The organism is Trichocoleus sp. DQ-A1, assembly GCF_039961955.1.
Taxonomy (GTDB): domain Bacteria; phylum Cyanobacteriota; class Cyanobacteriia; order Cyanobacteriales; family FACHB-T130; genus FACHB-T130.
Genome location: NZ_JAMPKE010000015.1, coordinates 13,391 through 36,056, shown reverse-complemented (window position 1 = coordinate 36,056; position 22,666 = coordinate 13,391). Strand labels below are relative to the sequence as shown.

Below are 22,666 nucleotides of genomic sequence, written 5' to 3'. Positions count from 1 at the left end.
TATCGATTTTTACAGGGAAATTTTGGATTCTTGGAAGTAGCGGGCGATCGCATTTTCCAGCGACGGCAACAGTACCCCTCGTTCGCTGCCCAGAACGCTGTAGATTGGGCGTGGTGCCAATAGCCTCAGCGCTTGCATGGGACAAGCTTCAATTCGGGTAGCATCGAAACCAGCTTTCTTTGCAGCAAACCGTGCCAAATCTGCCCAAGAACTCTCACCAGGGTTCGCAATGTGCCACAAACCGTTCTCGCTATCAATTAAGAGGTCAAGGCTGGCATTGACCAGATCCGGAACGTAGGTCGGTGAAACGACCGAATCTTCTGCCGCAATAAAGGGTTTTCCTGCCGCTAGGGTGCGGAGCGCCATTGTAATAAAGTTGTACTCGTCCCACGGCCCGAAGAAGGCGCTGGTGCGGACGACGAGCGACGAGGGATGAAACTTTAGAACTTGCGACTCAGCTTCTACTTTGCTGCGTCCATACACATTGAGCGGTGCAACAGCATCGCTCTCCACATAAGGAGCAACACCAGTTCCATCAAATACCAGATCCGATGAGAAGGTGAGCAACGCCACTTTCAGCATCGCGCAAGCAGCCGCAAGAGTTGCTGGGCCAACTGCGTTTTCGCGCAGACAAGCATCCGGTTCGCGCTCCGCATCATCTACGCGAACGTATCCAGCCGCATTTACAACCGCCCAAGGCTTGAGTTCAGCCAGTACCCGCTTAACCGAGGCAGGATCGGCAATATCCAGTTCCTGACGGTTAAGGAGGTGATAAGGGATACCCCGGATGTCGCAAATTCGAGCAAAAGCTTTCCCCAGCGTGCCTCTCGCTCCAATAATGGCGAGCGGACGCGGTGAGGAAGAACGGACAGGTGTGGAGGTGCTTAGGTACTGAGGACTGAGGTGCGTTTCTGGGTTTTTGTGCCTCTGCGCCTCTGCGCCATTGCTCTCCGCAACGGGTGGATAGAGCAGTCGCTGGTTTCTATGCCACCATCCTGGCACATCCAAAAGGGGATGGTGAGGCATCTCGCCGCGTGCCAACTCGCGCAGCATATGGGCGATCGCAGTTGGGCGGGGTTCGGGCGATCGCAAGTCGAACACCCCAGGCTCGTAATGACCGTTATCTTTTGTTACCAAGCTAGTCCAGTCATAAGAACCGAGGAGCGACCAAGCGGTGATAGCCCGCAGATCGATGCCTTCGGAACGCAGACGGGTTGCTGCTTCCCACACCTCTTTAACCCAGCGCAGTTGTTCCTCGCGGGTGCAACCGTGATGGACTTCAGTGACCGCAATTGGCAAGCCGTAGCGTTCCCATGTCTCTTTGATTAGCGTGTAGGGTCCAGCGATTCCTTCAGCACGCACCCGCACTGCCTCGACATCTGCGTACTGCTGCCGCCCATTTCCCCCATGCGTCCACTGGGGATAGCGTTCTAGGCGCTCATCCAGAAAGCGATCGCTCGTTAAGTAGTGGTTAATCCCAATAATGTCTGGCGGACAGGGATTTTCTAAAAACCACTCCAGTTCAGCTTCAGGAATTCCAACTTTACATAGATATTGCCACATCGGGCGATCGGGATTGAGGCGACCAGACAGCAGATCGAAACTCAGCCAGCGACGCTCATTTTCAAACTCTGCTTGGTACGCCATCTGTGGCGTGCTGAACACCTTGCACAAGTCCTCGGTTTGCACCAGCTTTGCGTCTGGGTTAACTTGGCGAATGGCCTGCATTGACAGGATTGTGCCGCGGAGTTGCGTCAGCAATGCCTGCAAGAAAGTTAAACTATCCCGACCGTGAGGATACCAGTGACCGTATAATCCGCTAAAACGCGCTGTCGTGAGCGGCTCGTTAACAGGGGTGTAATTTTCCACCCACGGATAGCGTTGGGCAACGGCTTCGGCGAACTGGGCAAGCCCAGAGGCAAAGGTAGGATTCACCAGGCTTGTATGACGAGGGCCACTGCCGTGGTGAACTAAACCGACAATGGGACGGATACCGAGTTCGCGCAAACGTCCCAGTCGTTCATCCGCCCAAGACCAATCGGCGCTATCTGGCCCATCAGGGGCAGTTAATTCCCAGAGGATCGGGTAGCGAATGGCACTTACGCCGAGTTCGGCAAACAAATTGAGGTCACTTAAGCGCATTTTGTGACCGTTTCGTTCCAACTGGTTGAAATAGCGATCGCCTACGCGGTTAACGGTACACTCTACTCCAGCCCACATCTCCAATTTAGAGTTTTGAGTTTTGGGCTTTGAGTTTTGAGTTCGTTCAGAATTGCTAATGATTAGTTCTTTACTTAAGGCTGCTCTTATCATTCCTCACCCCCGAATAACTTGTGCATGAAGTTTCAGTAGCCCATGACTCATGGCTATTGTTTCCGATGTTTTATTCATCGTTCATGGCAGTAAAAATGATTCAAGCAAGCATTAGTCATTAGCAAATCCCTAATGACTAATGACTGTTGACTACTGACTAATGACTAACGGCTTTTCCGTGACCGTTTCCGTTTGTAGTTGCAACTTCTGTCTGCGGGCGTTGTTCAACGATTTCACTGAGAGAAACATTCTGGGTGTAGTTGCTTCTCGCTTCCACAGGTTCTAAAGTGATTGGTTCTTGTTTCGTGCCAATCTGTTTGTGAACCGTGAGCGCCTGAGCCACGCATTGATCCATGTTGTAATACTTGTAGGTCGCCAAGCGTCCGACAAAATGTACCCCCGGGGTTGCATCAGCCAATGCCTTGTATTTCTTGTAGAGTTCGGCATTTTCTGGGCGCGGTACTGGGTAGTAAGGATCTCCCTCTGCCTGGGGGTACTCGTAAACAATGCTAGTTTTACTGTGTTCTTGTCCGGTCAGATACTTGAACTCAGTGATGCGTGTGTATAAATGCTCATTGGGGTAGTTTACGACTGGCGCTGATTGATGCACAGGCTTGTTGTGCGTTTCATGCTTGAATTCAAGGGAACGGTAGGGAAGCTTTCCATAGCGGTAATCGAAGTAAGCATCAACAGGCCCGCTGTAAATCATTTCCCGGTACGGAATGACTTTCTGAATTTCCCGATAATCGGTGTTCAGCATGATTTTGATGTTCGGATGAGACAACATCTTCTCGAACATCCGGGTATAGCCGTGCAATGGCATCGCTTGATAGCTATCGGTGAAATATCGATCGTCTCGATTGGTGCGGGTAGGCACCCGTGAGGTGACTGACTTATCGAGATCCGAGGGATCGATTCCCCATTGTTTGCGCGTGTAGTTCCGGAAGAATTTTTCGTACAATTCCCGCCCTACTTTGCTGACAACTACATCTTCGCTGGTACGGATCTGTTCTTTTTTCTCCGCAACCGAGGCGAAAAATTCTTCGAGTTGAAAGGAGGTGAGACTCAGTCCGTAAAGTTTATTAACGGTGTCGAGGTTGATGGGCATGGGTACCAGTTGACCGTCTACACTCGCCAAAACGCGGTGTTCGTAAGAGCGCCATTCGGTGAATTTGGAAAGGTACTCAAAGACTTCGCGGGAGTTGGTATGAAAGATGTGAGGGCCGTATTTGTGTACGAGAACGCCCGCATCATCGTAATGATCGTAAGCATTGCCGCCAATGTGCGATCGCTTGTCAACCACTAGAACCTTCTTGCCCGACTGAGTCGCCAGCCGCTCTGCAAGGACACTTCCAGCGAACCCTGCACCCACAATAAGATAATCGAACATTCTAAAAGCCTCGCTTATTTAATAGAAATATGGCGTGAAACCCTTACCGGAGTAAGGGAAAAATGAAACGGCTACCCTTGGGTAGAAAGTAAAAATTGAAAACCTGAAAAGTCAGAAAATCAACCAAAAACCAGTCCTTATTCGCTTTAAGGGGACTGGCTCAGGATGTTTGTTGGGGTTTGTTAACCGAGGTAACTCCTGCACGCTCGTCCATTTGAGACGCTGAAGTTTTGGCAACGCGATCGCGCAATTCTTGAGATACACTCGTGTCGTTCATTACACCCTCAATCAGTTGCATCATCCGCGCCCAAGTGGAATCCCATGAATTCTGCGCTAAGAAAGCATCCACCTGACTCAGCCATGCCGCTCGATCGTAATTTTGCTCGATTGCTGCTTCGGCTGCGGCGACGAAATCTGCGACGGTATCTGCAATCTGCACTAAACCCATCTCTCCGTAAGGACGAACGACATCCCGGATCGAGGTAGATACGACTGGCTTCCCAGCAGCGAGGTATTCTGGAGTTTTGGTAGGGCTAATAAAGCGGGTTGACTCGTTACGAGCAAAAGGCAACAACGCTACATCCCACCCAGCAAGATATGCAGGCAACTCTTGATAAGACTTCCCACCCAGATAATGAAGATTGGGATGTTGGGGCAGCTCTTTGGGGTCTATTTTGACGACTGGGCCAATGATAACCAGATGCCAGTCAGGTCGCGCTTGGGCCATGCCACTCAGCAGTTCCAGATCCATGCGCTCATCAATTACCCCATAGAATCCCAGACGCGGGTGGGGAATATTTTTTTGATCGGCTGGTTCCTCTGTCAGAGTTTTTGCTTGTGCAAAGTGCGCTCTCTCGATGCTACTGGGGAAGGCGTGGGCATTCGGGTGCTGGTTGCGCTTGGCTTCGTAAAGGCTTTGTCCGCCTGTAAAGACTAAATCTGCACGTTTAAAGAGTTCGGCTTCGCGCTCAATCATCACGGGTGGCGCTCCCTTAAATGCAGATAGCTCATCCATACAGTCGTAGACAACGACTAAAGGATCTAAGTGGTCTGCGATCGCGATTGCCATCGGTGTGTAATACCACAGAATATACTCGCGGATCTGCGCTTGTGCTAACAAATCATCGAGCATCCCCTTTTGAGCAGCAATGATTTCTTCCTCACTCATTCCTTCGCTCAAGTAAGGCACCACCACCGAGACACCACTCTCGCGGAGGCTAACATCCAGCCGCCAAGATGGATCGGAACTGAAAATCGGTTCTTCAATGAAGAATACTCTTCGCTGCTTTGCACAGCGGCTCAAGAGATGTTGCGGTCGTTGGTAGACAAAATCCCAACGCAAATGCGACAAACAAATGAGCGCCGGTGTATTTGACAAGGAATCAGAACCATCCGACTGTAATGTTGGAAATGCACTCGCTGAGGGAGACTCAAGTGCATCTTTTATGGAGAACTGTATCTCCCATGCCCCACCATTACTCACACTATTCTTTATCAAATTTTTGGGCTGGGACATAAATAGCCTCAGATATTTCGTAGATTGGATTTAAGCTTTCAGAATCGCCTACCTACACACAAAGAAGAACAAAGTGGAAAGCCTTGAAGTGAAAAGAACACTTAAAATTAATTCCTAGCTATAACTACAAAAAGCAGCTAGAAATGATGTTTTCCTGCCTTGTTTACCCTTTTTGCGACTCTAAAGCAGTTTTATTGACTTCGCACTTCTGCTTAATTTATCGGGTTTTATTACCATCCGCTTCTGCCTGGAGAAGGAATTTGCTGCCACTGCTAAAAAAATAATAGCTATTGTTGAGTTCTAGCTTCTACCAGAGGAATGACGCGACTTCTTCCTAAAGAATAAATTTAATGTTAAATTAGTTTGTGCTAAATAATACAAAATACCTAAGTATAGTGACTTCTAATGGGAGTAAACAAGAGATGCGGGTGGGTTGCAGGACTTAGAAGACAATGCTTCCAAGTAGCAGCATTATTGCATCCCTATTCGATGGCTGTAGTAGCTTCAGTAACGAGCGCACGTAATCTCACGTAATTTGTTTTACGCCGGTTTCTCATTTCAGGTGCTTGCATTTTAGGTTATTCAATAAGAGTTATATTCGCCGAAGCTGTGCGCTTAGCGATCGCTCTAAATGGATTGAATAAAGGTGAATTAAATGCTTGTATCCTAAAAAAATACAGCACTAAATTTATATAATTTATGCTTTATGTATCACCTTTAGTAGCAAATACAAAAGGTGTGCAAAAGTTTTTCGTAAGTATTTTAATAGCTAAAGCTACTAAAGAAAATATCTTATTTAGGCTTTAAATAAAAACCTTAATAATATATTAATAATTTTTATTGAGCGTGGAGTATACTTCGAGGAATTGCCTCGAAAGGCCTTCTGCAAAGTTACTGAACAGTAGATAGTAACTTCTCTAGGAGAATTTGGCGAACCTCCCAAAGGGAGTGATGAATCTTGACTCAGTTTTACAAACTGAGCGTTGAGCGATCGCTTGCTCAGAGAAACTGTAAAGCAGATAGATGAAAGGGGAAAATAGCCAAGGAAAGTTAATCACGAAAGGAAAATATTTTCCCCTCAATGACACAGTCTCAACTAATCACTAAGCTTATCTGCTGTGCTATCGGGAGAAGCATAGCATAGCATAGCTCCCCATAGAACTGTTTGTATTCTTAAGCACACACTGGCTTAAAGTAAAGTCAATCCTTCAGGGAGAGGTGGGTCTGTTCCTCTGGTAGAAGTAAAGAGAACTGATGGCAGTTATTCTTCCTAAGAGCGATCGCATCTGAGGAGAATAGCAAAACGCTCTGGTAATTCCAGACCCGTATTCTAAACCACGATCGTCCTAGATCGGGACTTCATGAGCGGGAAGTATATCCAGTCTTCGTAATTTAGCTGCCCATGAAGTTAACAAGACTGTTTTTGAATAATAACAAATCGCAGAGTTCTAGAGAATAAGAAAAACCACTACGATGAAACCTTCTAATTTGTCCAAAGTTCTTTTTGCAAGTACCTTTGCCCTCACTGTAGCGGCTCTACCCTTAACTCTGCCTTCTGTTGCCCAAACAGGCGGTGGTGCTGGTGGTTCAGCTTCCGGTACTGGTACGGGTGCAGGTGGCGCAACTTCTGGTACGACGGGTGCAGGCGGTGCAACTGCCGGTACCACAGGCGCAGGCGGTGCAACTTCTGGTACTACTGGCATCGGTGGCGGAACTGCCGGTACTACAGGCGCAGGCGGTGCAACTTCTGGTACCACTGGCATCGGTGGCGGAACTGCCGGTACTACAGGTGCAGGCGGTGGCGGAACTGTCGGGACAACGGGCGCGGGTGGCGCAACTGCCGGTACCACAGGCGCAGGCGGTGCAACTTCTGGTACTACTGGCATCGGTGGCGGAACTGCCGGGACAACGGGCGCGGGTGGCGCAACTTCTGGTACCACTGGCATCGGTGGCGGAACTGCTGGTACTACTGGCATCGGTGGCGGAACTGCCGGTACCACAGGAGCAGGTGGCGCAACTTCTGGTACCACTGGCATCGGTGGCGGAACTGCCGGTACCACAGGCGCAGGCGGTGCAACTCCTGGTACCACTGGCATCGGTGGCGGAACTGCCGGGACAACGGGCGCGGGTGGCGCAACTTCTGGTACCACTGGCATCGGTGGCGGAACTGCCGGTACCACAGGAGCAGGTGGCGCAACTTCTGGTACCACGGGTGCAGGTGCTACTTCCGGGACAACGGGTGCAGGTGGCGCTACTTCAGGGACTTCTACTGCTCCTTACGGCACCGTCACAACGCCTGGGGGTGCAACAGGGACTACCGCTGCTCCTGACGCCACGACTACGACGCCTGGAGGCACTACTTCGGACACAACTACGGTTCCCGGTAGCACAACTCCCAACGGCGCTACTACAGACACCACTTCTTACCAAGGAGTTCAGTCTGCAAGAGGCGATCGCAACTCCAGTTGGGGCTGGTTAGGCTTGCTGGGTCTAATCGGTCTAGCTAATCTGTTCCGTAAGCAGAACCATGAAACTGCACGTCAGCGTTAAATCAAGGCGTGCAAGTATTTAAAAACCAAAGCTAACAACAAAGCCCTGGCTGTAAACCAGGGCTTTACTCATATATATGTAATTTTTCAAAATTTAGGAAAGTTTAGGCGATCGCTTTCAAGCTTTACACAGATCCCAGAATTGAATCCAGACCCCATTGATGCTTCAGCAAGTTCTGATAGATAGTGTCTCGAATTATCATTTGCTTATGTAGCTGAACCAAAAATTGTTGAGCTTGCTCGCGAGACATATGCTGCACTTGATCTGCAAAAGAAATTAGGCTAAATTCTTGCTCTAAAGACAATTCAATGGGGCGTTCCATAATATTCTCCTGTGCCCAACTAGGCCAAAAACTAAAGTTAAGTAATTGATATGTGTCTGAAAATGAAGCTAAATGAACTAGTTTATTTAAACTTCTTTTGTTGCCTGACAATTACAAAATATCATTTTCAAGTTTGCAGCTTCCTCTTCCACCCGATGTAACTTTAATTTCCTTAAGAAATAATCCGATAGATTTATTCAATAAGGATTAGCCAAATATGTAACACTTCTTTGCATTCAGGCTGTTTGAGCTGTCGGAGAGTGAAGGGCAGCACGAGCAGACTAAAGTTGGATAATGCCCATCTGCTTGCGTGTCAAATTGAGAGAGTCCTTTGTCACTATCGGATCTATCTGAACTTTTTTACAGGACACAAGAAAAATAAACTCTCTTTCCACAGTGATGGGTAAAAAATAGGCATCTCAGGGAAGGAAGGCTAGAAGGTTAGGCTATTCTGCCGTATTTGCTTCAAATAAAAATCGCTAATTCCTGAATTAAAGCGAATCTGCACAAATTAAGCCATTTATTAATGCTTTTGACCATTTTTGGATCTATCCCCAAACAAGGAACATACTTCTAAGCAACCCTTCTAATAGAAAATATCCACTTAAACTAAATAGCAAGCTCCTTCATCTATAGACCTGTCCGAAAGCTCAACTCCAAGCGAACAGAACAAAGTACAACTACTTTTCAGTCCGCTTTAGATGACTCCCTAGCAGCGTAGGTTATAAACCAAGCGCCCCTCCCCGTTGACGGCGAGGGATTGGGAGATGCAGGTTTGCCTCTAAAGATAAGAGGAGGGGGTTCTACTGTCCCCCTTAAACGGGTATCCCTAATCTGCATAGCGATTGTCCTGATATAGCTAGCTCAAAGCTGAAGCCAACAGATAACAAAAAGGCTTCCTAGACCCTTCTTCTTCCAGGCTCTGATCTAATGAAACAACTCGCTATTTCTCAATTCCGTAAATATGGCTTAATTGGCGTTATCTCATGCGCCACCATGCTAGGTACAAGTTTCTGCCTCCTGACTCAAGCAAAAGACTATTCCGCTACTCAAGGTCATCCCTCCCTTGCTTCTGGCTTAATATGGCCCACTCAAGGGAATCTCACTCAAGGCTTTAATACTTATCACGAAGGAATTGATATTGCTAATAGCACTGGAACTCCGATTGTTGCTGCCGCATCGGGTACAGTCATCAAAGCTGGTCGTGATGATTCGGGATGGGGATTAGGCAACGTAATAGAAATCCAGCATCCTGATGGAAGCCACACGGTGTATGGTCACAATAGTCGTCTTTTGGTGAGTAAAGGTCAACAAGTTACTCAGGGTCAAGTAATTGCTGAGATGGGTTCGACAGGGAATAGTACAGGCCCTCATCTCCACTTTGAGTATCATCCTGATGGTCGTCTAGCGGTTGACCCGGCTGCCGGATTGCCCTCTTTAGTCGCAGGCAGGATTCCACTGCCGCAAAGAGCAACCGCTGCGCCTAAACCGATTGATCCGCCTCCAGTGGTTTCTCAGACTGTACGCAACAACGCGGACACGAGAGGCAACACCACACTTTACCCGAATCTAAATGTTTATTCTGGGGGTCGTCAGCAAGGGAACTCTCTTCCAGTACCGCGCGCGATCGCACCCAAACCACTGCAATCGATTGCAGTGACTCCGGCACCAGCGACTTATGCTGTTGCTGCGACTTTCAATCAATGCGGCAACCCCTTGATTGAAGGTGAGACGGCAAGCTCTCTGGTGAAAGTTTGTCGGGAAAATGGTCAATTGTTTTATATGGGGCAATTAAAGCAACAACCGAGCGCTTCGATGCAGCTTGCTGCTTGGCGTGTTGGGCAGGATCGGTATCAAGCGGATAACGGCAGTTATTCTTATTTTATTAGTCCACGCGGAGTAGAAGTTTGGCGAAATGGTCGTCAGCTCCGTTCTGAGCCTTTTAACGGTTCTTTGAAGATTTCACGGTTCTAAAAGCTTTGGTTTGACGACTGATGGTTACGAATCTTCAAAGAACGTGCTACGAGAAAGTGCTACCCGATTTCTTCTCTAGATAGACTATCAGGTTCTCTATGGGCGATCGCTCTTTCTACCCTGATTTTCCAAGGGAGGTGACAAAGCGATCGCCTTTTCTTTACTTCTTCTTAATAAAACTTATTTTTCTTCACTTTTTTTCTGAATAAAAAATTAAGATTTTAAGATTGCGATAATGTCTACCTTATTGTTTGACTATTGTGAGGAGTTAAAGCCTTACAGTATTGATTAACCAGATAGACAAAGCGTTCTGACCGACACGAGCATTACCATCTCGCATCGATGCAACTTTTCTGAAGGTGCGTCAGTGCGGGAAAACAGCGATCGGACAACTGAGCAAACGATTTATTCTAAAGCGGGGATAGACCAGATATTTCTGGAACTTGACTCGTTGATTGAATTGCCATCTGTCAGTTCACATTATTTGTGTATTGCTGAATTGTCTGTATGTTTTGGAACGGCTACAGTTGAACGTCTCATTTAGAAAGTAAATTGCACATTAGGTTCCTCTAATGTGGCTGAAACTCAACAATTCATAAAAAATCACCTGAGTTTCCGAAAAATGTTTCCGAAAAACTCAGCAGCCATCCTGAAGCATCACAAAGTGTTTCTCAACCATACGGAGAAAAATCATGGAAACTCTTGCTTACATTCATGTTTCTAATACCTATGAAGAGGCAGAAGCTGGTATCGAGTATACTCTGCGTGACTTTTCGCTGAACTGGAAGCAACCACCGAGTTCAGCTTGGCTGGGTTTACTTGGTGTAGCTTTCTTGTTCGGAGGTCTCAGCGAGATCCAACCAGCTAACGCAGCACAGTATTTTGTAAATACAAACGGCAGTTGTCTCAATGCTCGCTACGGTCCCAGCACACGTTACGGAGTGCATAGCTGCGTCCGTAATGGAGCTGCACTTGCACCAGTTGTGGCTTATCGCAACGGGTATGCAAAGCTTTCTACGGGCCGTTATGTTGCTGCTAACTATATCAGCACGAGACCAGGTTCTGGTTCTAATCCTGGTTCTGGTGTTGGCGGTTCCTTTCTCCGCCTAGGCTCTAGAGGTTCTGCTGTTCGACAAGTTCAATCTGCTTTAGGGGTTTCACCGACTGGATATTATGGTTCGGTGACTCAAAGAGCAGTCCGGAATTTTCAGTCGAGAAATGGCTTACGTGCAGATGGAGTAGTGGGACCGCAAACTCGCAGAGCGCTGGGAGTATAGAGAAGATTTAGCTAAGAAGCTGGTCTATCTATCCTAGAACGAGCTGAGTTAACCTCATTTCATCGAATTGATTTTACTGTTTAACAAGAATAGGGCGCAGTTGTGCGCCCTATTCTTTTGGGTTTCACTCAAATTTGGGATGGGGTGAGTTTGCAGTCGATTGGTAGCAAAACTCAGTTAAATATCCCATCCTAAAGACTTCGCAACTTGATCTGCCAGAGTCATCGGGTCGAAAGGTTTCGCAATTACTGCCTTTACTCCTAGTTGAGCAAAACGGCGTTGGTCAGCAGCCTGCATTTTAGCCGTCAACAACAGCACGGGGATGTGCTGGGTTACTGGATTGGCTTGCAGCTGTTGAAAAGTCGTTGTACCGTCCCAGTCGGGCATCATCACATCTAGAAGGATGGCGTCAAGTGGTTCAACTTCAGCCTTGGCAAGCCCTTCCCTTCCGGAACTCGCTGTCATAACGTCCCAGCTGGCGACCATTTCTAAGCTTAGCTGAGCCACTTCCCGAATATCCTCTTCATCATCAATTACCAGGATGCGCTTCGTTGTCACCATTGCAGTTTTCCTTCCTGTTGGGAACCATCCGATTCAGCAAGGCAATGATGCGCCCTTCAAATTGTTCTGGAGTAATCCGACCTTTAGTTAGAAACTCGGTTTGTTCTAGCCGCAGCCGCTCTCTTTCGGCGTTGTTCAAATCCTTAGCAGAATATACCACGATTGGAATTTGGCGCAGGCGATTGCACTGACGCAGCCAGTCTACTACAGCAAAACCATCGTACTCCGGCAGTACGATATCCAGCACTAGCAGATCGGGATTGATATTTGCTAATTTTTGAATTGCCTCGCGTCCGTTCTTCGCGTGAATCGTTTCTAAACCGTGGCGCTCAAACCGAGCAATCAGTACCCGCGCCAGATCCAGGTCGTCTTCCACCAGCAAAACTCTAGCAATCTTTGCCTGTTGCAACGACTGCTCCAGCGCTTGAAATAAGGATGCTTCATTTAAGGGTTTGCGAACCCAGCCGGTAAAATCAGGAGGGCGCGGCTTGTCATCATCTGAGTTTGGTGGAAGCAATACCTGAGGCGGAATGTCGTTGATTGTAGAATCCGCGCTGTCAATATTAGAACTGGCTGCATTTTCCATTGCAATTGCATTGGAAGCGATCGCATCTGAAGGTTCAGACGGCTGCAACTGACTCAGATCGGTTTGCAGAAGGTTTCCATCTAGCAGGCTACTTAAGGTCTGATTCTCTAAAGAAGATTTGAGGAGATTACTCTGCTCTGGGGATAAAACGCTGAAAATGACGATGGGAATTTCCCTTGTATCGGGTCGCTGTTTCAAAACCGCCATTGTTTGCCAGCCGTTCATACCGGGCATAATCAGGTCGAGCAGAATCACCGCAGGTTGCTCCTGTAGCGCCAATTCTACCGCTTCTTGACCTGAGAAAGCCGTCTTGACTTGGTAGCCGCGCTGTTCTAATAAAGTTTGGACTACAGCACAGACCGCAGGCTCATCATCGCACACCAGCACGAGAGGCGTACCTAGTGCATTCTCAGCATCCGAAGGTAAGGGCACGGCACTGTCCTGAGTATCCACAGGGGAGTATTCGGCTTGGGCTGTCGTCACATCTCCCAAAGACAGATTCTCCCGTTCATCCTCAGCATTCAGCATTCGTGTCTCACCACTCAAAAGGGGCAGTGTAAAGAAAAAGGTACTGCCTTCATTCAGCGTACTTTCGACCCAGATACGACCTCCATGCTGTTGCACAATGCTGCGACAGATTGCTAACCCCAGTCCTGTGCCACCTTTATCGCGCGAGTCAGAGGCATCAACTTGTTGGAATCGGTCAAAGATGCTTTCCAGCTTCTGTGCGGGAATCCCTCGTCCCTGGTCTTTCACTTTGAACAATACTGTGAGGGTGAGAGGTTGAGGAAGTGAGGGGGTAAATTCTTTCCCTGTTCCACCCTCCCCGACTCCAGAAGCGGGAAATCGCGTCTCTACAAGCGGCTCCCTGGTCTGCTGAATTTCGGCGCTGAGATAGACGTTGCTGCTAGGAGGCGAGAATTTGATGGCATTGCTGAGTAGGTTCGTCAGGGTCTGGATAATCCGGTCAGGATCGGCGTACAGTTGGGCGGATAGGGGAGACACGGATAGGGTGACTCCAGCTTTGTCAGCCATTGCCCGCATCACCTCTGATGCCTGAAGCATTAGAGTTGCCGCATCGCAAATCTGATTCTCCATCGCCACCTGACCCGACTCGATGCGCTCAATATCGAGGATGTCGTTAATCAGGCGCACTAAGCGGTCGGTATTCGAGACGGCAATCTCCAGCATCCGTTGAGCCTTTTCCGGTTTAGCAGTCAGCAGACCCCCTGCCAGCAAGCCGAGGGCACCGCGAATCGAGGTTAGGGGCGTCCGCAGTTCGTGACTGACGATAGAGACAAACTCATCTTTGAGGCGTTCTATGGCGCGGCGATCGCTAATGTCACGAGCGATCGCTGAGGCACCCGTCACCTGACCCGCCCGATTCTTAATTGGAGAAATCGTAATGGCAACATCAATTTGGCTGCCGTCTTTTTTAAGGCGCACGGTTTCATAAGGGGGGATGCGTTCTCCCTGCTTGATTCTTGCCAAAATTGACGGCATCTCATTGAAGCGGTCGGGTGTCAACAGAATCGAGATTGGCTGTCCCTTGACTTCTTGGGCGGTATAGCCATAGATTCGTTCAGCCCCTGAGTTCCAGCTGGTAATGATTCCATCTAGTGTTTTGCCCACGATTGCATCCTCTGAGGACTCAACAATCGAGGCTAGTTGGGATAAAGCTTCCTCCCCCCGCTTGCGTTCGGTGATGTCTCGTAAAATTACGGTAAATATTTTTTCCCCAGCTAATTCCAGCTTAGAAATGGAAGCTTCCGCTGGAAACTCCACACCATTTTTACGCTGTCCAAAAACCTCGTTGCGCTCTCCCATCTTCCGGGCGGTACCCACAGAAGTGTCAAAATTGCGAATATGCTGACGGTGAGCGATCGCAGCCCGCTTTGGCAACAGCAAATCCAGGGACTGACCAATTACCTCATTGGCGGTATAGCCAAATATTTTTTCCGCCCCTTGGTTAAATAAGGTAATTTGTTGAGTTTCGTTTACGGAAATAATTGCATCCTCAGCAATATCTAAAATCCCAGCCAGTCGCGCTTGCGATGCCTTTCTCTCCTCTTCTGCCAACTTGCGCTGCGTGATGTTTTGAAACTGAGCAGTAAACAACGGTTCACCCTTGGCATTATGCACCAGCGATCCACTCAAGAAAATCCATACAATGTGTCCCTGTTTGTGGAGGTATCGCTTCTCCACGTTGTAATGCTGAATCTTGCCAGCCAGCATTTGGTGCATATATTCCAGATTGGTTTCTAAATCGTCTGGATGCGTAATCGCTTGGAAGTTCGTAGCCAATAATTCTTGCTCCGAATAGCCAACGATCTCGCATAAAGAACGATTGACTTCCAGCCAGCGTCCATCTGTTGCCACCAGCGCCATTCCCACCGCCGCATAGTCAAAGGCACTCCGAAATCGTTCTTCGCTTGCTTGCAGCGCCTCCTCTATCTGCAAGCGGTAGGCGATTTGGTTTTCCAGTTCTCGGTTCGTTGCTTCCAACACTGCGGGGCTTGGGAGAGCAAGCGCTTGAGGAACCAAGGGCACCAGAGACGCAGCCGTGTACACCGAAACTAAAGCGGTAATTGCTTTGACGAACCCAGACAGCCAATAGGTAGGATGCCAAAGCGTCCAAATCTCCATGACATGGGTGGTACCACAGGCGATGATAAATGAGCCAAATAGTAGAAAAATCCAGTCAAATGGGAGATCCTCACGCTTTCGGACAAAGTAGAACAGCGTCACTGGGATCGAATAATAAGCAAGGGCAATCAGAGAATCGGACACGATGTGAAGCCACACCAAACCAGGCTTCCATAGGTAGCAATGACCGTGAGGGATAAACCCTCCTGAACTAAAAAAGACGTTTAAAAATTCCAGCATCCAGCTTCTTTCCTTACCCTTGAAGTAAAAAAGACGTTTAAAAATTCCAGTATCAAGCTTCTTTCTTTAGCAGCTTGAGTTTACCTTAAAGTAAATTTTCTGGCAGGGCGATAAGATACTCTCAGAAGAGGCTTTAATAACCTCCATTCCCCTCGTTGGTAATCCCATTTTGTTTGACCGTTACCATACTTAATTTTCTGAGTTTGATTTTCTGAAGCTACGGACTGGTAGAGACAAGGAAAATCGTAAGTATTTGACAATCCAAAATAGTATAGCAATCAGATTTTAGTTATGAGCTAGAGGTTCAGCTACCCGACTTCTCTAAGAAGTCGGGTAGCTCGCCTTCCAATCATTTAGTAAACTTGCTATCAACTCATTCTGCTGGTGGAGGGATGCATAGCTTTCCTAGCCTAACTTATAAATTTTCTCTGTATTTGTTTTCTCTGCCGCCTCTGCGGTTCGTAAAAAACAACATTTTTAAAGTCAAATGTAATTACGATAGCCTTTATTATTTTATTAATACATCTTTTTCATTTAAAATGGTTTATATAGGTAGGATTAGCCTCATATTATTAAATACAGATTTTAGCAAAGGTGCGTTTGCCAATTAGTCTATGAATCCAGAAGACATTCGGATAGCGATCGCGCAAGCTAGAGACGCTTGGATTGCGCGTGACGGCGAGGCTCTAGCAGCACTGTTTACGCCCAACGGTGAAATCATTGTACCGGGTCAACGATGGCAGGGGCAAGAGAGAATTCGCCAAGAAGTCGCTCATTTTGCTCAGCAGTATTCAGATGTAAGAATTGAGATTCAGCAGGTTATCGTTGATGGCGATCGCGCAGTCGTTGAGTGGTATTACGAAGATACTGAAAATTCAACTGGTCGTCGTAACAAAGCCGATGATGTTATTGTTATTAGTTTCAAAGAGGGTTGGATTATTCGCTGGCGTGAATATTTTGATACTGAAACACCTAAGTTAAGAACATGATAATTAATTCTGTCAAAATTTAAATGAGGTGAGGAAACTATGAGCGATGAGCAAGAGGTATTAGCCACAAATCAGGCTTTCTATCGAGCCTTCGAGAAAAAAGATATCGAAGCCATGAGTGCAATCTGTTCGCAAGGAACCGGGACTCTTTGTATACACCCCGGACGGAAAGCACTGAAAGGCGGCAAGGAAATTCGCTCTTCCTGGGAACAGATATTTAAAAACACCAGTTACATTGAAATAGAAACAGAGATTGTTACTACAGAGATTCGAGATAATATTGCCTACGTTGTACTTGTCGAAAATGTGTTTCAAGTCAGCGGTGGCAGAAGAGTTAAAGCCCAGTCGATGGCAACGAATATTTTTGAGCGAATGGCCCAAAAGTGGTATTTAGTCCATCACCACGGGAGTCCTTTAATGCGTTAAAGGTTGGGAAGCCACCTGAAAACGGAGGCTTCCCCACTCTTGCGACGTGGCGTTTGAGGAACGAAACTTAATGCTGACACAGAGATAAGGATGGGGAACTACAAATAATTCTCTCCATCTAATTAACGTGAGTTCGGGTTAAATAGACTCAGGCAAAAAGGCATCGGGTAGGAGGGACGGTTTCTTGGGCTGGTGGCAGTAGGCAATCAACCCGCAGACCAAGTTGACCAAGCAGTTGACCGGCGAACGGTGACGAGAATGCTCAATCTGAGAAATGTTCTTCAACTGGTCAATTACCGATTCAATGATGGCTCGTCGCCGCAGGAGCAGCTTATCTGCCAAGCTCATCAAGCGGTTTTTCATGTTCCGTTTGAGCTTGGTCACCAGGTGAATGCTCCAGTCTTGCCATAGCTGAAGGGCGAGTTTTTGGGAGACATAACCCCGGTCACCAAACACCTTACCAAAGAGCTGTTGCAGCAATTGGGGGACAGGCTGACGGTCATCGACATTGCCCGGAGTGAGGAGCGCGTTAAGCAACTCCCCATGCTCGTTGACCACTAGGTGCAGCTTAAACCCAAAGAACCAGTCCACCGATGTTTTGCCCCTCGCGGCTAGGGACTTGAACACTTTGTGGGAGGCGATGCGACGGTTGTGGCAGACCTTGATGCTGGTCGAATCGATAAAGCTGATGCCCGTACAGTTGCCTTCTTCAGTGGCGCAGGTAGGCGCACAGTGGAATCAGGGTGGAGGGCATCCATTCCACGAAGCGTTGGTAGCTGACTAATTGAGGAAAGGCGTTGCGCCAGTAACGACAGACAAACTGGGTATAGAACCACTTGAAATTGCGATACGCCGATTGATGGAAGGCAATCAAGATCGTCATGATCTCGCTTAAACTCAAACTGCGGGAGCGGGAACGACGCTGTAACCCTTCACCCAACAGGCGTTGTTGCCACTGCGGTTCAAACCATCGGCAAAAATCATCGACATGGCAAAACAAGGCTTCTAGACTAAGCATAGGGTGGTCAGATGGGTTGAGAATTAGGTACTTTCAACTGTATCTGTTCCACCCTTCCTTATCCCGAACTCACGTTAATTAGTGATTTTCGTTCCTCAATCTCCGAAGTGGGTAACAACGTCTCCTGAAGTTTCTGTTGTACCTTACAGAACCCCGGATTAGAGTTGCTTCGCGATAGATTCTAGAGGATTAGGTTGAGCGTTTTTTGGAGGTTGTGGCACCACAGTTGGGTAAGGATTGATAAGAGCATCGTCAATCCAGCCAGAATAATACTTGATGCTGGTAGAATTTTTCGACAGATTTACTAACTCCAGATCGCCTCGCATGGCATTAAGGTTGATGCCACCGCTAGGATCGCGCTCTATAGGCCCAATGCCTCTAGGCCCCCCTCCTGAGTGACACTCACACACTTCATCAAATCCTCGGACAAAGCGCGAACCATCCCAATGCCAGTCATTACCAGGCCAGGAGACAGGAGAAAACCACACAGGTGGTTTTGCCGATGACCCAAAAATCTCAGACCAAGGAGTTGCCCCCTGCTCATCCAGGGTCACTGTGAAGCCTGTTTCATATCTGACTTCGTAACGACCTTTCCGGCGCGGCAGAGGTTGATTGCTACTGCTATAGTCTGTGGGCAGCCACCAGAGAACTTCAACGGTTTGTCCCCCAGTAGCATCGAGAGTAGCCGCAGGCGTCTCGTTCAATAAGGCGCTGTAGAGTGGCACTTTCTCGGTCGGTAGTTGTGCGGTGATGGCAAATCGCCAGCATTTCCAATCAGGATTATCGGGAACTGACAATTGCAACTGGCAGACACCGTTGCCTGTACCAACCCAAAGCCGATCTGATTCCAGCAATAGCTTATCGGGAATTGTACCGATGAGCGGACTGTTGTCTACGCGGTACGAAGTCACAGAACCAGATTGCAGGTCAGAAGAGTTGGGACGGTACGCGACTAATCCCATTCCTGGTGAATAGTTGTTGCCTTCTCCACTAATTTTTGTTGCCATCCAGAATGTTGGGCGATCGCGAGTTCCTGCAATCTCGAAATCGAGAATCTCCTGTCTATCCATCCCTTGTGGATGAATAACTTTCCACTTCTGCTGCTGCGGCTGATAACCAACGAGAGTTGTTTTGCCGGTATACCCTTCTCCTTGCGGAAAGGCAAGCGACCACCACAAGCGATCGCCTACAATTTTAGCGGCGGTAATGTAAGGAAAGCTCAGACAACCGCCTGTGTATAGGGTTTGAGTTTTTGGTTGCTTATTTTCGGGCGTGATTAGCGTAATTACAACTTTTGCTTCTTTTTGGCAATTTGGAGTTTCTGAATTCCCTTCACGACTTACCCGATATTGATAAGTCTTGCCTTGATATTCAATCGTTTCGTAACGAGAAGGCAGATTTAACTCTCCCCCTAGCGCTTTTTGATGCTTCTCTGGCTGAGAAACAAAATTTTTGGGGAGGCTTCCTGGTTGCACAGAAAAATTACTACTATTTTTGTCAAAAACAAAATCATACTTGCGGGATTGAAACTTTACAGTATCGCCAGCAGTCACAATGTTGCGGATGTGAAAATCAAATTGCTGAGAAGGCAATTCATCTTTATCGGAAACCAGTTTTGGCAATTTAGTTGCTGAATTATCCGAATTCGCTATCTGGGAACTTTTGTCAGTTTGCGAAGTCGTTTTTGGGTTTGAAGCCGTTGATTTAGTAGAATTAGTTACTTGCTCAATTGCCTGAGGAGATTGAGGAGTTTTAGCTGCACAGGCATTGAGAATTCCAACAATACCGAAAATTGCCACGAAACGCTTCATCGAGAGGTTTTCTCTCTTTTTGGAAAAATCATTTAATAGGGAAATCACGTCTAAACACAGATGAACACGATAGAGATAGATACAATCTTCGTTTTTGGATTTCCCGATAAGTAATGGTGCGAAAAAAGCTTATTTAAATAACACTTTCGCTAACGTTTATTAAAGGTCTACAAAACAGATTTTTTTCCCGTTTCAGCCTTTTCGAGATGTGTCCGTGCCTTGTAGTCGAGAACACCTCGATTCCTTGAAAATTAAATTGTGCGCTTACGTGCTGTCTCGACTAACGCCTGAAAGATGCGTTGCTGATAGGGATCTTGGAGAGCGAGTTCTGGATGCCACTGAAGCGCGATCGCCCAAGGATGCTGTTCGTGTTCCATCGCTTCAATCACGCCATCAGCAGCGCGTGCCGTAACCCGCCACCCAGGTGGTACTGTCCGCACAGCTTGATGATGCCACGAGACTATCTCCGACTCTGTAATGCCAATCATCGCTGCTAGGCGACTATCGGGGTCAATTTGCACATGATGTTCGCAGAAGCGAGACTGATGGGTGCGGTGCGCGATCGCATCACCAAATTCATCCGGCAGATGCTGCACCAAATTGCCACCCGTTGCGACTACCAAAATTTCCAAGCCGCGACAAATCCCTAGCACTGGGATATCTGTATCTAAAACCAGCTTGGCTAAAGCTAGCTCAAAGGTATCGCGCTGATGATCGACGTTATAAACTGTGGGATGGGATGAGTCGTTGTAAACCGCGGGGTCAATATCACCCCCGCCAGAAAAGATTAAACCATCAATTCTTTCTAAAATGGCTGCGGGATCGGGTTCTCCCGGCGGTAGTAACATCGGTAAGCCACCCGCTAAGCGCACTGCCTCTACATAGTCGCCTCTAATACTAAACAGGCGCGTATCCAGCTGACCAGCGGTAGTAATTCCAATGAGTGGCGGCTTAGATTTCATTTTCTGATGTTAGCAGTTGATCGGGCGATCGCTCTGGCTCCGTAACCTCAGCATTGCGAGATTTTATCCCTGATGCTGGGAATCGCAAAATCTCTCCTATTGCTTTCAGTCTCCATCCTGAGAGAAGCTTCTGGCAATAAAAAGCGATCGCTGTCTGTGCAAGGTAGCCAATTGCGAAATCTACCGCAACATCAAACGAGCGATCGCCGTCTTTGCATTCTTAGGCTGAGTTCCCCTTAAGCATGACTGTTTTTGCAGATTTAGCGTGTCGCAGACAATACAGTTTGCTGTGCTGTCTTGGGACTTTCAACAGCGTATGGAGGCAAGGAGAAAGTAGCTGAATTTTCGAGGGAGACGCGATCGGCTTTAGATCGCCTTTGTTGGGTGCAACGTGCCGTAAACTCTGCATCGGTGAAGCCAAGCCAGAACATCATCCCTGCTGTTTAGTAATTCAGGAAAGTTTATATTTGTGAATATTCCCTAGGGGGTAATCAAATTAGGTTAAATTTAGGTTAAGGTAACATCTACAAGAGATTTTGAAATTAAGACTCAATGTCATAAAAAGATAGCCATGATTAATCCTGACCAAGCGAGCAAAAACAGCTTTCTTTACCCTCAAAGCCGCTATTACGGCTCATTTACGCCCGAACAACTCGCTTTTAATGCCAATTTGCAAGAGTTTGCTCATAAAGTTGGCTACATTTCTGCTCTAGAGACCGGAGGCAAGCTTGCTCCCGAACAGGCATATGAACAAGTGAAGCGTCTCTGGAAACAGTTGAAACAGAGCAAGAAGGCACTCTCGATTGGTGGAGATCGACCCTCAGAAATAAGATAGTTTTTAGAGAGTCGCATTATAAAACTGATACAAGCCAGTTGAGCAATAGAATTGCTGAATACCCCTTTTGTTGTCAGAGCGTCATTGAATGGCTAGATAGGAACTGATGACAAAAGTGTTGGTGATTGAAGATGAAGAAGTAATCCGTGAGAGCATCCTAGACATCCTGATTGAAGGAGAATTTATTGCCATTGGTGCTGAAAATGGCAGCATCGGAGTGCAATTGGCAAAAGAATTGCGTCCCGATTTGATTTTATGTGATGTGAGAATGCCAGAACTTGATGGGTACGAAGTTCTCAGGGCGCTTCGTTCCGATCCGGTTACAGCTCCAATTCCGTTCATCTTTCTCACGGCTGATACTACTGAAAACTTCTTTCACCAAGGGCAACTCTTAGGCGCAAACGGTTATCTTGCTAAACCGTTTACAACTGCTTCACTTTTAGAAGCGATCGCTACTCATATGAGAAAATAATCCGACTTTCTTATTCTTAAGCAGGTGCTTGGGAATGTCTATTTAAATTTACGACTAAAGGGGGAGGCGGAGCCTCTCTTTTTTTGTCTTTAGGCAGATGCCAGTAAATGAGGAAAGTTTGGCATGGACAAGCGGCTATTTCTCATTGCTTTCTCATCACGCCTGTAGACTTTCAACGCATACTTGTAGAGAAAGTGCAGGAAGCAACGCCGTGGAAAAAACGGAAAAACAGAAGATGCTGGCAGGCGAGCTATATCTAGCGTCTGACCCGGAACTCGCTGCTGGAAGCAAACGGGCGTCTCGTCTATTAAGAATGTACAATGCGACAACTGAGGAAGAGCTAGAGTTGCGATCGCAAATTCTCAACGACTTGTTCGCTCAGGTAGGCTCAACGGTTCAAATTGTACCGCCATTTCACTGTGACTACGGTAGCAATATTTACGCTGGCAACGGGTTGTACATGAATTATGGATGCGTAATTCTAGACTGCAATACCGTTCATATCGGTGACAATGTTTTGTTTGGTCCCTACGTGCAAATTTACACCGCCTATCATCCGACCGATCCTGAAATCCGTCAAACAGGTCTGGAACTCGCCGCACCCATTAATATTGGCAATAATGTCTGGATTGGAGGCGGCACTATCATTTGTCCAGGGGTAACAATTGGCGACAACACCACGATTGGAGCTGGCAGTGTTGTTGTTAAAGATATTCCTGAAAATGTTGTGGCTGCTGGAAATCCCTGTCGCATTATTCGACCAGCAACTTAAATTTTT

At 47.4% G+C, this 22,666-nt stretch carries 17 protein-coding genes and 2 pseudogenes; 9 read left to right on the top strand and 10 right to left on the bottom strand.

What is annotated here, in order from left to right; genetic code table 11:
* Nucleotides 1-9: 9 nt before the first annotated feature.
* From NDI33_RS15800 to NDI33_RS15790, 3 genes and pseudogenes are all read right to left on the bottom strand, one after another.
* Nucleotides 10-2,220, bottom strand: a complete 2,211-nt coding sequence (locus NDI33_RS15800) for a family 1 glycosylhydrolase (protein ID WP_347275886.1) — start codon at nt 2,218-2,220, stop codon at nt 10-12.
* Nucleotides 2,221-2,470: 250 nt separating this feature from the next.
* Entirely contained in the window at nt 2,471-3,703 is a 1,233-nt protein-coding gene (gene glf / locus NDI33_RS15795) for a UDP-galactopyranose mutase (RefSeq protein ID WP_190410070.1), read from the bottom strand.
* Between the two features lie 283 nt (nt 3,704-3,986).
* Nucleotides 3,987-5,219 (bottom strand): annotated as a pseudogene (locus NDI33_RS15790) (glycosyltransferase family 1 protein); the annotation flags it as partial.
* 1,473 nt (nt 5,220-6,692) lie between these two features.
* Between NDI33_RS15790 and NDI33_RS15785 the strand changes: the two are divergent.
* Nucleotides 6,693-7,769, top strand: coding sequence for a WGxxGxxG-CTERM domain-containing protein (locus NDI33_RS15785; protein ID WP_190675312.1), 1,077 nt, complete (start codon nt 6,693-6,695; stop codon nt 7,767-7,769).
* Nucleotides 7,770-7,893: 124 nt separating this feature from the next.
* Here the strand turns inward: NDI33_RS15785 and NDI33_RS15780 are convergent, their stop codons facing one another.
* Nucleotides 7,894-8,091: an NblA/ycf18 family protein gene (locus tag NDI33_RS15780; protein ID WP_190410067.1), complete on the bottom strand. Its 198-nt coding sequence runs from the start codon at nt 8,089-8,091 to the stop codon at nt 7,894-7,896.
* Between the two features lie 930 nt (nt 8,092-9,021).
* Here NDI33_RS15780 and NDI33_RS15775 point away from each other — a divergent pair.
* Nucleotides 9,022-10,065, top strand: coding sequence for a M23 family metallopeptidase (locus tag NDI33_RS15775; protein ID WP_190410066.1), 1,044 nt, complete (start codon nt 9,022-9,024; stop codon nt 10,063-10,065).
* Between the two features lie 692 nt (nt 10,066-10,757).
* Entirely contained in the window at nt 10,758-11,342 is a 585-nt protein-coding gene (locus NDI33_RS15770; protein ID WP_190410065.1) for a peptidoglycan-binding domain-containing protein, read from the top strand.
* 177 nt (nt 11,343-11,519) lie between these two features.
* Here NDI33_RS15770 and NDI33_RS15765 read toward each other — a convergent pair whose 3' ends face one another.
* Together NDI33_RS15765 and NDI33_RS15760 are read right to left on the bottom strand one after the other, a co-directional pair.
* On the bottom strand, nt 11,520-11,900 hold the full coding sequence (locus tag NDI33_RS15765) for a response regulator (RefSeq protein WP_190410137.1): 381 nt from the start codon (nt 11,898-11,900) through the stop codon (nt 11,520-11,522).
* Nucleotides 11,872-15,375, bottom strand: coding sequence for a PAS domain S-box protein (locus tag NDI33_RS15760; protein WP_190675310.1), 3,504 nt, complete (start codon nt 15,373-15,375; stop codon nt 11,872-11,874). The genes NDI33_RS15765 and NDI33_RS15760 overlap by 29 nt, the downstream gene beginning before the upstream one ends.
* Before the next feature lie 614 nt (nt 15,376-15,989).
* On the opposite strand from NDI33_RS15760, the gene NDI33_RS15755 reads away from it, so the two are divergent.
* Entirely contained in the window at nt 15,990-16,364 is a 375-nt protein-coding gene (locus NDI33_RS15755) for a nuclear transport factor 2 family protein (RefSeq protein WP_190675308.1), read from the top strand.
* Nucleotides 16,365-16,403: 39 nt separating this feature from the next.
* The gene (locus NDI33_RS15750; RefSeq protein ID WP_190675306.1) at nt 16,404-16,790 is read left to right on the top strand and encodes a nuclear transport factor 2 family protein; all 387 of its coding nucleotides are present in this window, start codon (nt 16,404-16,406) and stop codon (nt 16,788-16,790) included.
* A 138-nt stretch (nt 16,791-16,928) separates the two neighbouring features.
* Here NDI33_RS15750 and NDI33_RS15745 read toward each other — a convergent pair.
* The 3 genes and pseudogenes from NDI33_RS15745 to NDI33_RS15735 all read right to left on the bottom strand — a co-directional run bounded on the left by NDI33_RS15745 (nt 16,929) and on the right by NDI33_RS15735 (nt 20,581).
* Nucleotides 16,929-17,808: pseudogene (locus NDI33_RS15745) on the bottom strand (IS982 family transposase).
* A gap of 158 nt (nt 17,809-17,966) precedes the next feature.
* Entirely contained in the window at nt 17,967-19,619 is a 1,653-nt protein-coding gene (locus NDI33_RS15740; protein WP_190675304.1) for a hypothetical protein, read from the bottom strand.
* 251 nt (nt 19,620-19,870) lie between these two features.
* A complete protein-coding gene (locus NDI33_RS15735) occupies nt 19,871-20,581 on the bottom strand; it encodes a gamma-glutamyl-gamma-aminobutyrate hydrolase family protein (protein ID WP_190675302.1) in 711 nt (236 codons plus the stop codon).
* Nucleotides 20,582-20,653: 72 nt separating this feature from the next.
* Here NDI33_RS15735 and NDI33_RS15730 point away from each other — a divergent pair, with 72 nt between their 5' ends.
* The gene (locus NDI33_RS15730) at nt 20,654-20,821 is read left to right on the top strand and encodes a hypothetical protein (RefSeq protein ID WP_190675300.1); all 168 of its coding nucleotides are present in this window, start codon (nt 20,654-20,656) and stop codon (nt 20,819-20,821) included.
* 20 nt (nt 20,822-20,841) lie between these two features.
* Here NDI33_RS15730 and NDI33_RS15725 read toward each other — a convergent pair whose 3' ends face one another.
* Nucleotides 20,842-21,015 carry a hypothetical protein gene (locus tag NDI33_RS15725; RefSeq protein WP_190675298.1) on the bottom strand — a complete coding sequence of 58 codons (174 nt, stop codon included), beginning with the start codon at nt 21,013-21,015 and terminating at the stop codon, nt 20,842-20,844.
* 137 nt (nt 21,016-21,152) lie between these two features.
* On the opposite strand from NDI33_RS15725, the gene NDI33_RS15720 reads away from it, so the two are divergent.
* The 3 genes from NDI33_RS15720 (at nt 21,153) to NDI33_RS15710 (ending at nt 22,660) form a co-directional block, all read left to right on the top strand.
* Nucleotides 21,153-21,416 carry a hypothetical protein gene (locus NDI33_RS15720; protein ID WP_190410057.1) on the top strand — a complete coding sequence of 88 codons (264 nt, stop codon included), beginning with the start codon at nt 21,153-21,155 and terminating at the stop codon, nt 21,414-21,416.
* 106 nt (nt 21,417-21,522) lie between these two features.
* Nucleotides 21,523-21,888, top strand: coding sequence for a response regulator (locus tag NDI33_RS15715; protein WP_190410056.1), 366 nt, complete (start codon nt 21,523-21,525; stop codon nt 21,886-21,888).
* A gap of 211 nt (nt 21,889-22,099) precedes the next feature.
* Nucleotides 22,100-22,660 carry a sugar O-acetyltransferase gene (locus NDI33_RS15710; RefSeq protein ID WP_190675296.1) on the top strand — a complete coding sequence of 187 codons (561 nt, stop codon included), beginning with the start codon at nt 22,100-22,102 and terminating at the stop codon, nt 22,658-22,660.
* The last annotated feature ends 6 nt before the right edge of the window (nt 22,661-22,666 follow it).

Excerpts from the sequence above, each read along its gene's own strand:
- NDI33_RS15800 (WP_347275886.1), bottom strand. The coding sequence starts at position 2,220 with ATGTGGGCTGGAGTAGAGTGTACCGTTAACCGCGTAGGCGATCGCTAT.
- glf (WP_190410070.1), bottom strand. The coding sequence starts at position 3,703 with ATGTTCGATTATCTTATTGTGGGTGCAGGGTTCGCTGGAAGTGTCCTT.
- NDI33_RS15785 (WP_190675312.1), top strand. The coding sequence starts at position 6,693 with ATGAAACCTTCTAATTTGTCCAAAGTTCTTTTTGCAAGTACCTTTGCC.
- NDI33_RS15780 (WP_190410067.1), bottom strand. The coding sequence starts at position 8,091 with ATGGAACGCCCCATTGAATTGTCTTTAGAGCAAGAATTTAGCCTAATT.
- NDI33_RS15775 (WP_190410066.1), top strand. The coding sequence starts at position 9,022 with ATGAAACAACTCGCTATTTCTCAATTCCGTAAATATGGCTTAATTGGC.
- NDI33_RS15770 (WP_190410065.1), top strand. The coding sequence starts at position 10,758 with ATGGAAACTCTTGCTTACATTCATGTTTCTAATACCTATGAAGAGGCA.
- NDI33_RS15760 (WP_190675310.1), bottom strand. The coding sequence starts at position 15,375 with ATGCTGGAATTTTTAAACGTCTTTTTTAGTTCAGGAGGGTTTATCCCT.
- NDI33_RS15755 (WP_190675308.1), top strand. The coding sequence starts at position 15,990 with ATGAATCCAGAAGACATTCGGATAGCGATCGCGCAAGCTAGAGACGCT.
- NDI33_RS15750 (WP_190675306.1), top strand. The coding sequence starts at position 16,404 with ATGAGCGATGAGCAAGAGGTATTAGCCACAAATCAGGCTTTCTATCGA.
- NDI33_RS15740 (WP_190675304.1), bottom strand. The coding sequence starts at position 19,619 with ATGAAGCGTTTCGTGGCAATTTTCGGTATTGTTGGAATTCTCAATGCC.
- NDI33_RS15735 (WP_190675302.1), bottom strand. The coding sequence starts at position 20,581 with ATGAAATCTAAGCCGCCACTCATTGGAATTACTACCGCTGGTCAGCTG.
- NDI33_RS15730 (WP_190675300.1), top strand. The coding sequence starts at position 20,654 with ATGCTGGGAATCGCAAAATCTCTCCTATTGCTTTCAGTCTCCATCCTG.
- NDI33_RS15725 (WP_190675298.1), bottom strand. The coding sequence starts at position 21,015 with ATGATGTTCTGGCTTGGCTTCACCGATGCAGAGTTTACGGCACGTTGC.
- NDI33_RS15720 (WP_190410057.1), top strand. The coding sequence starts at position 21,153 with ATGATTAATCCTGACCAAGCGAGCAAAAACAGCTTTCTTTACCCTCAA.
- NDI33_RS15715 (WP_190410056.1), top strand. The coding sequence starts at position 21,523 with ATGACAAAAGTGTTGGTGATTGAAGATGAAGAAGTAATCCGTGAGAGC.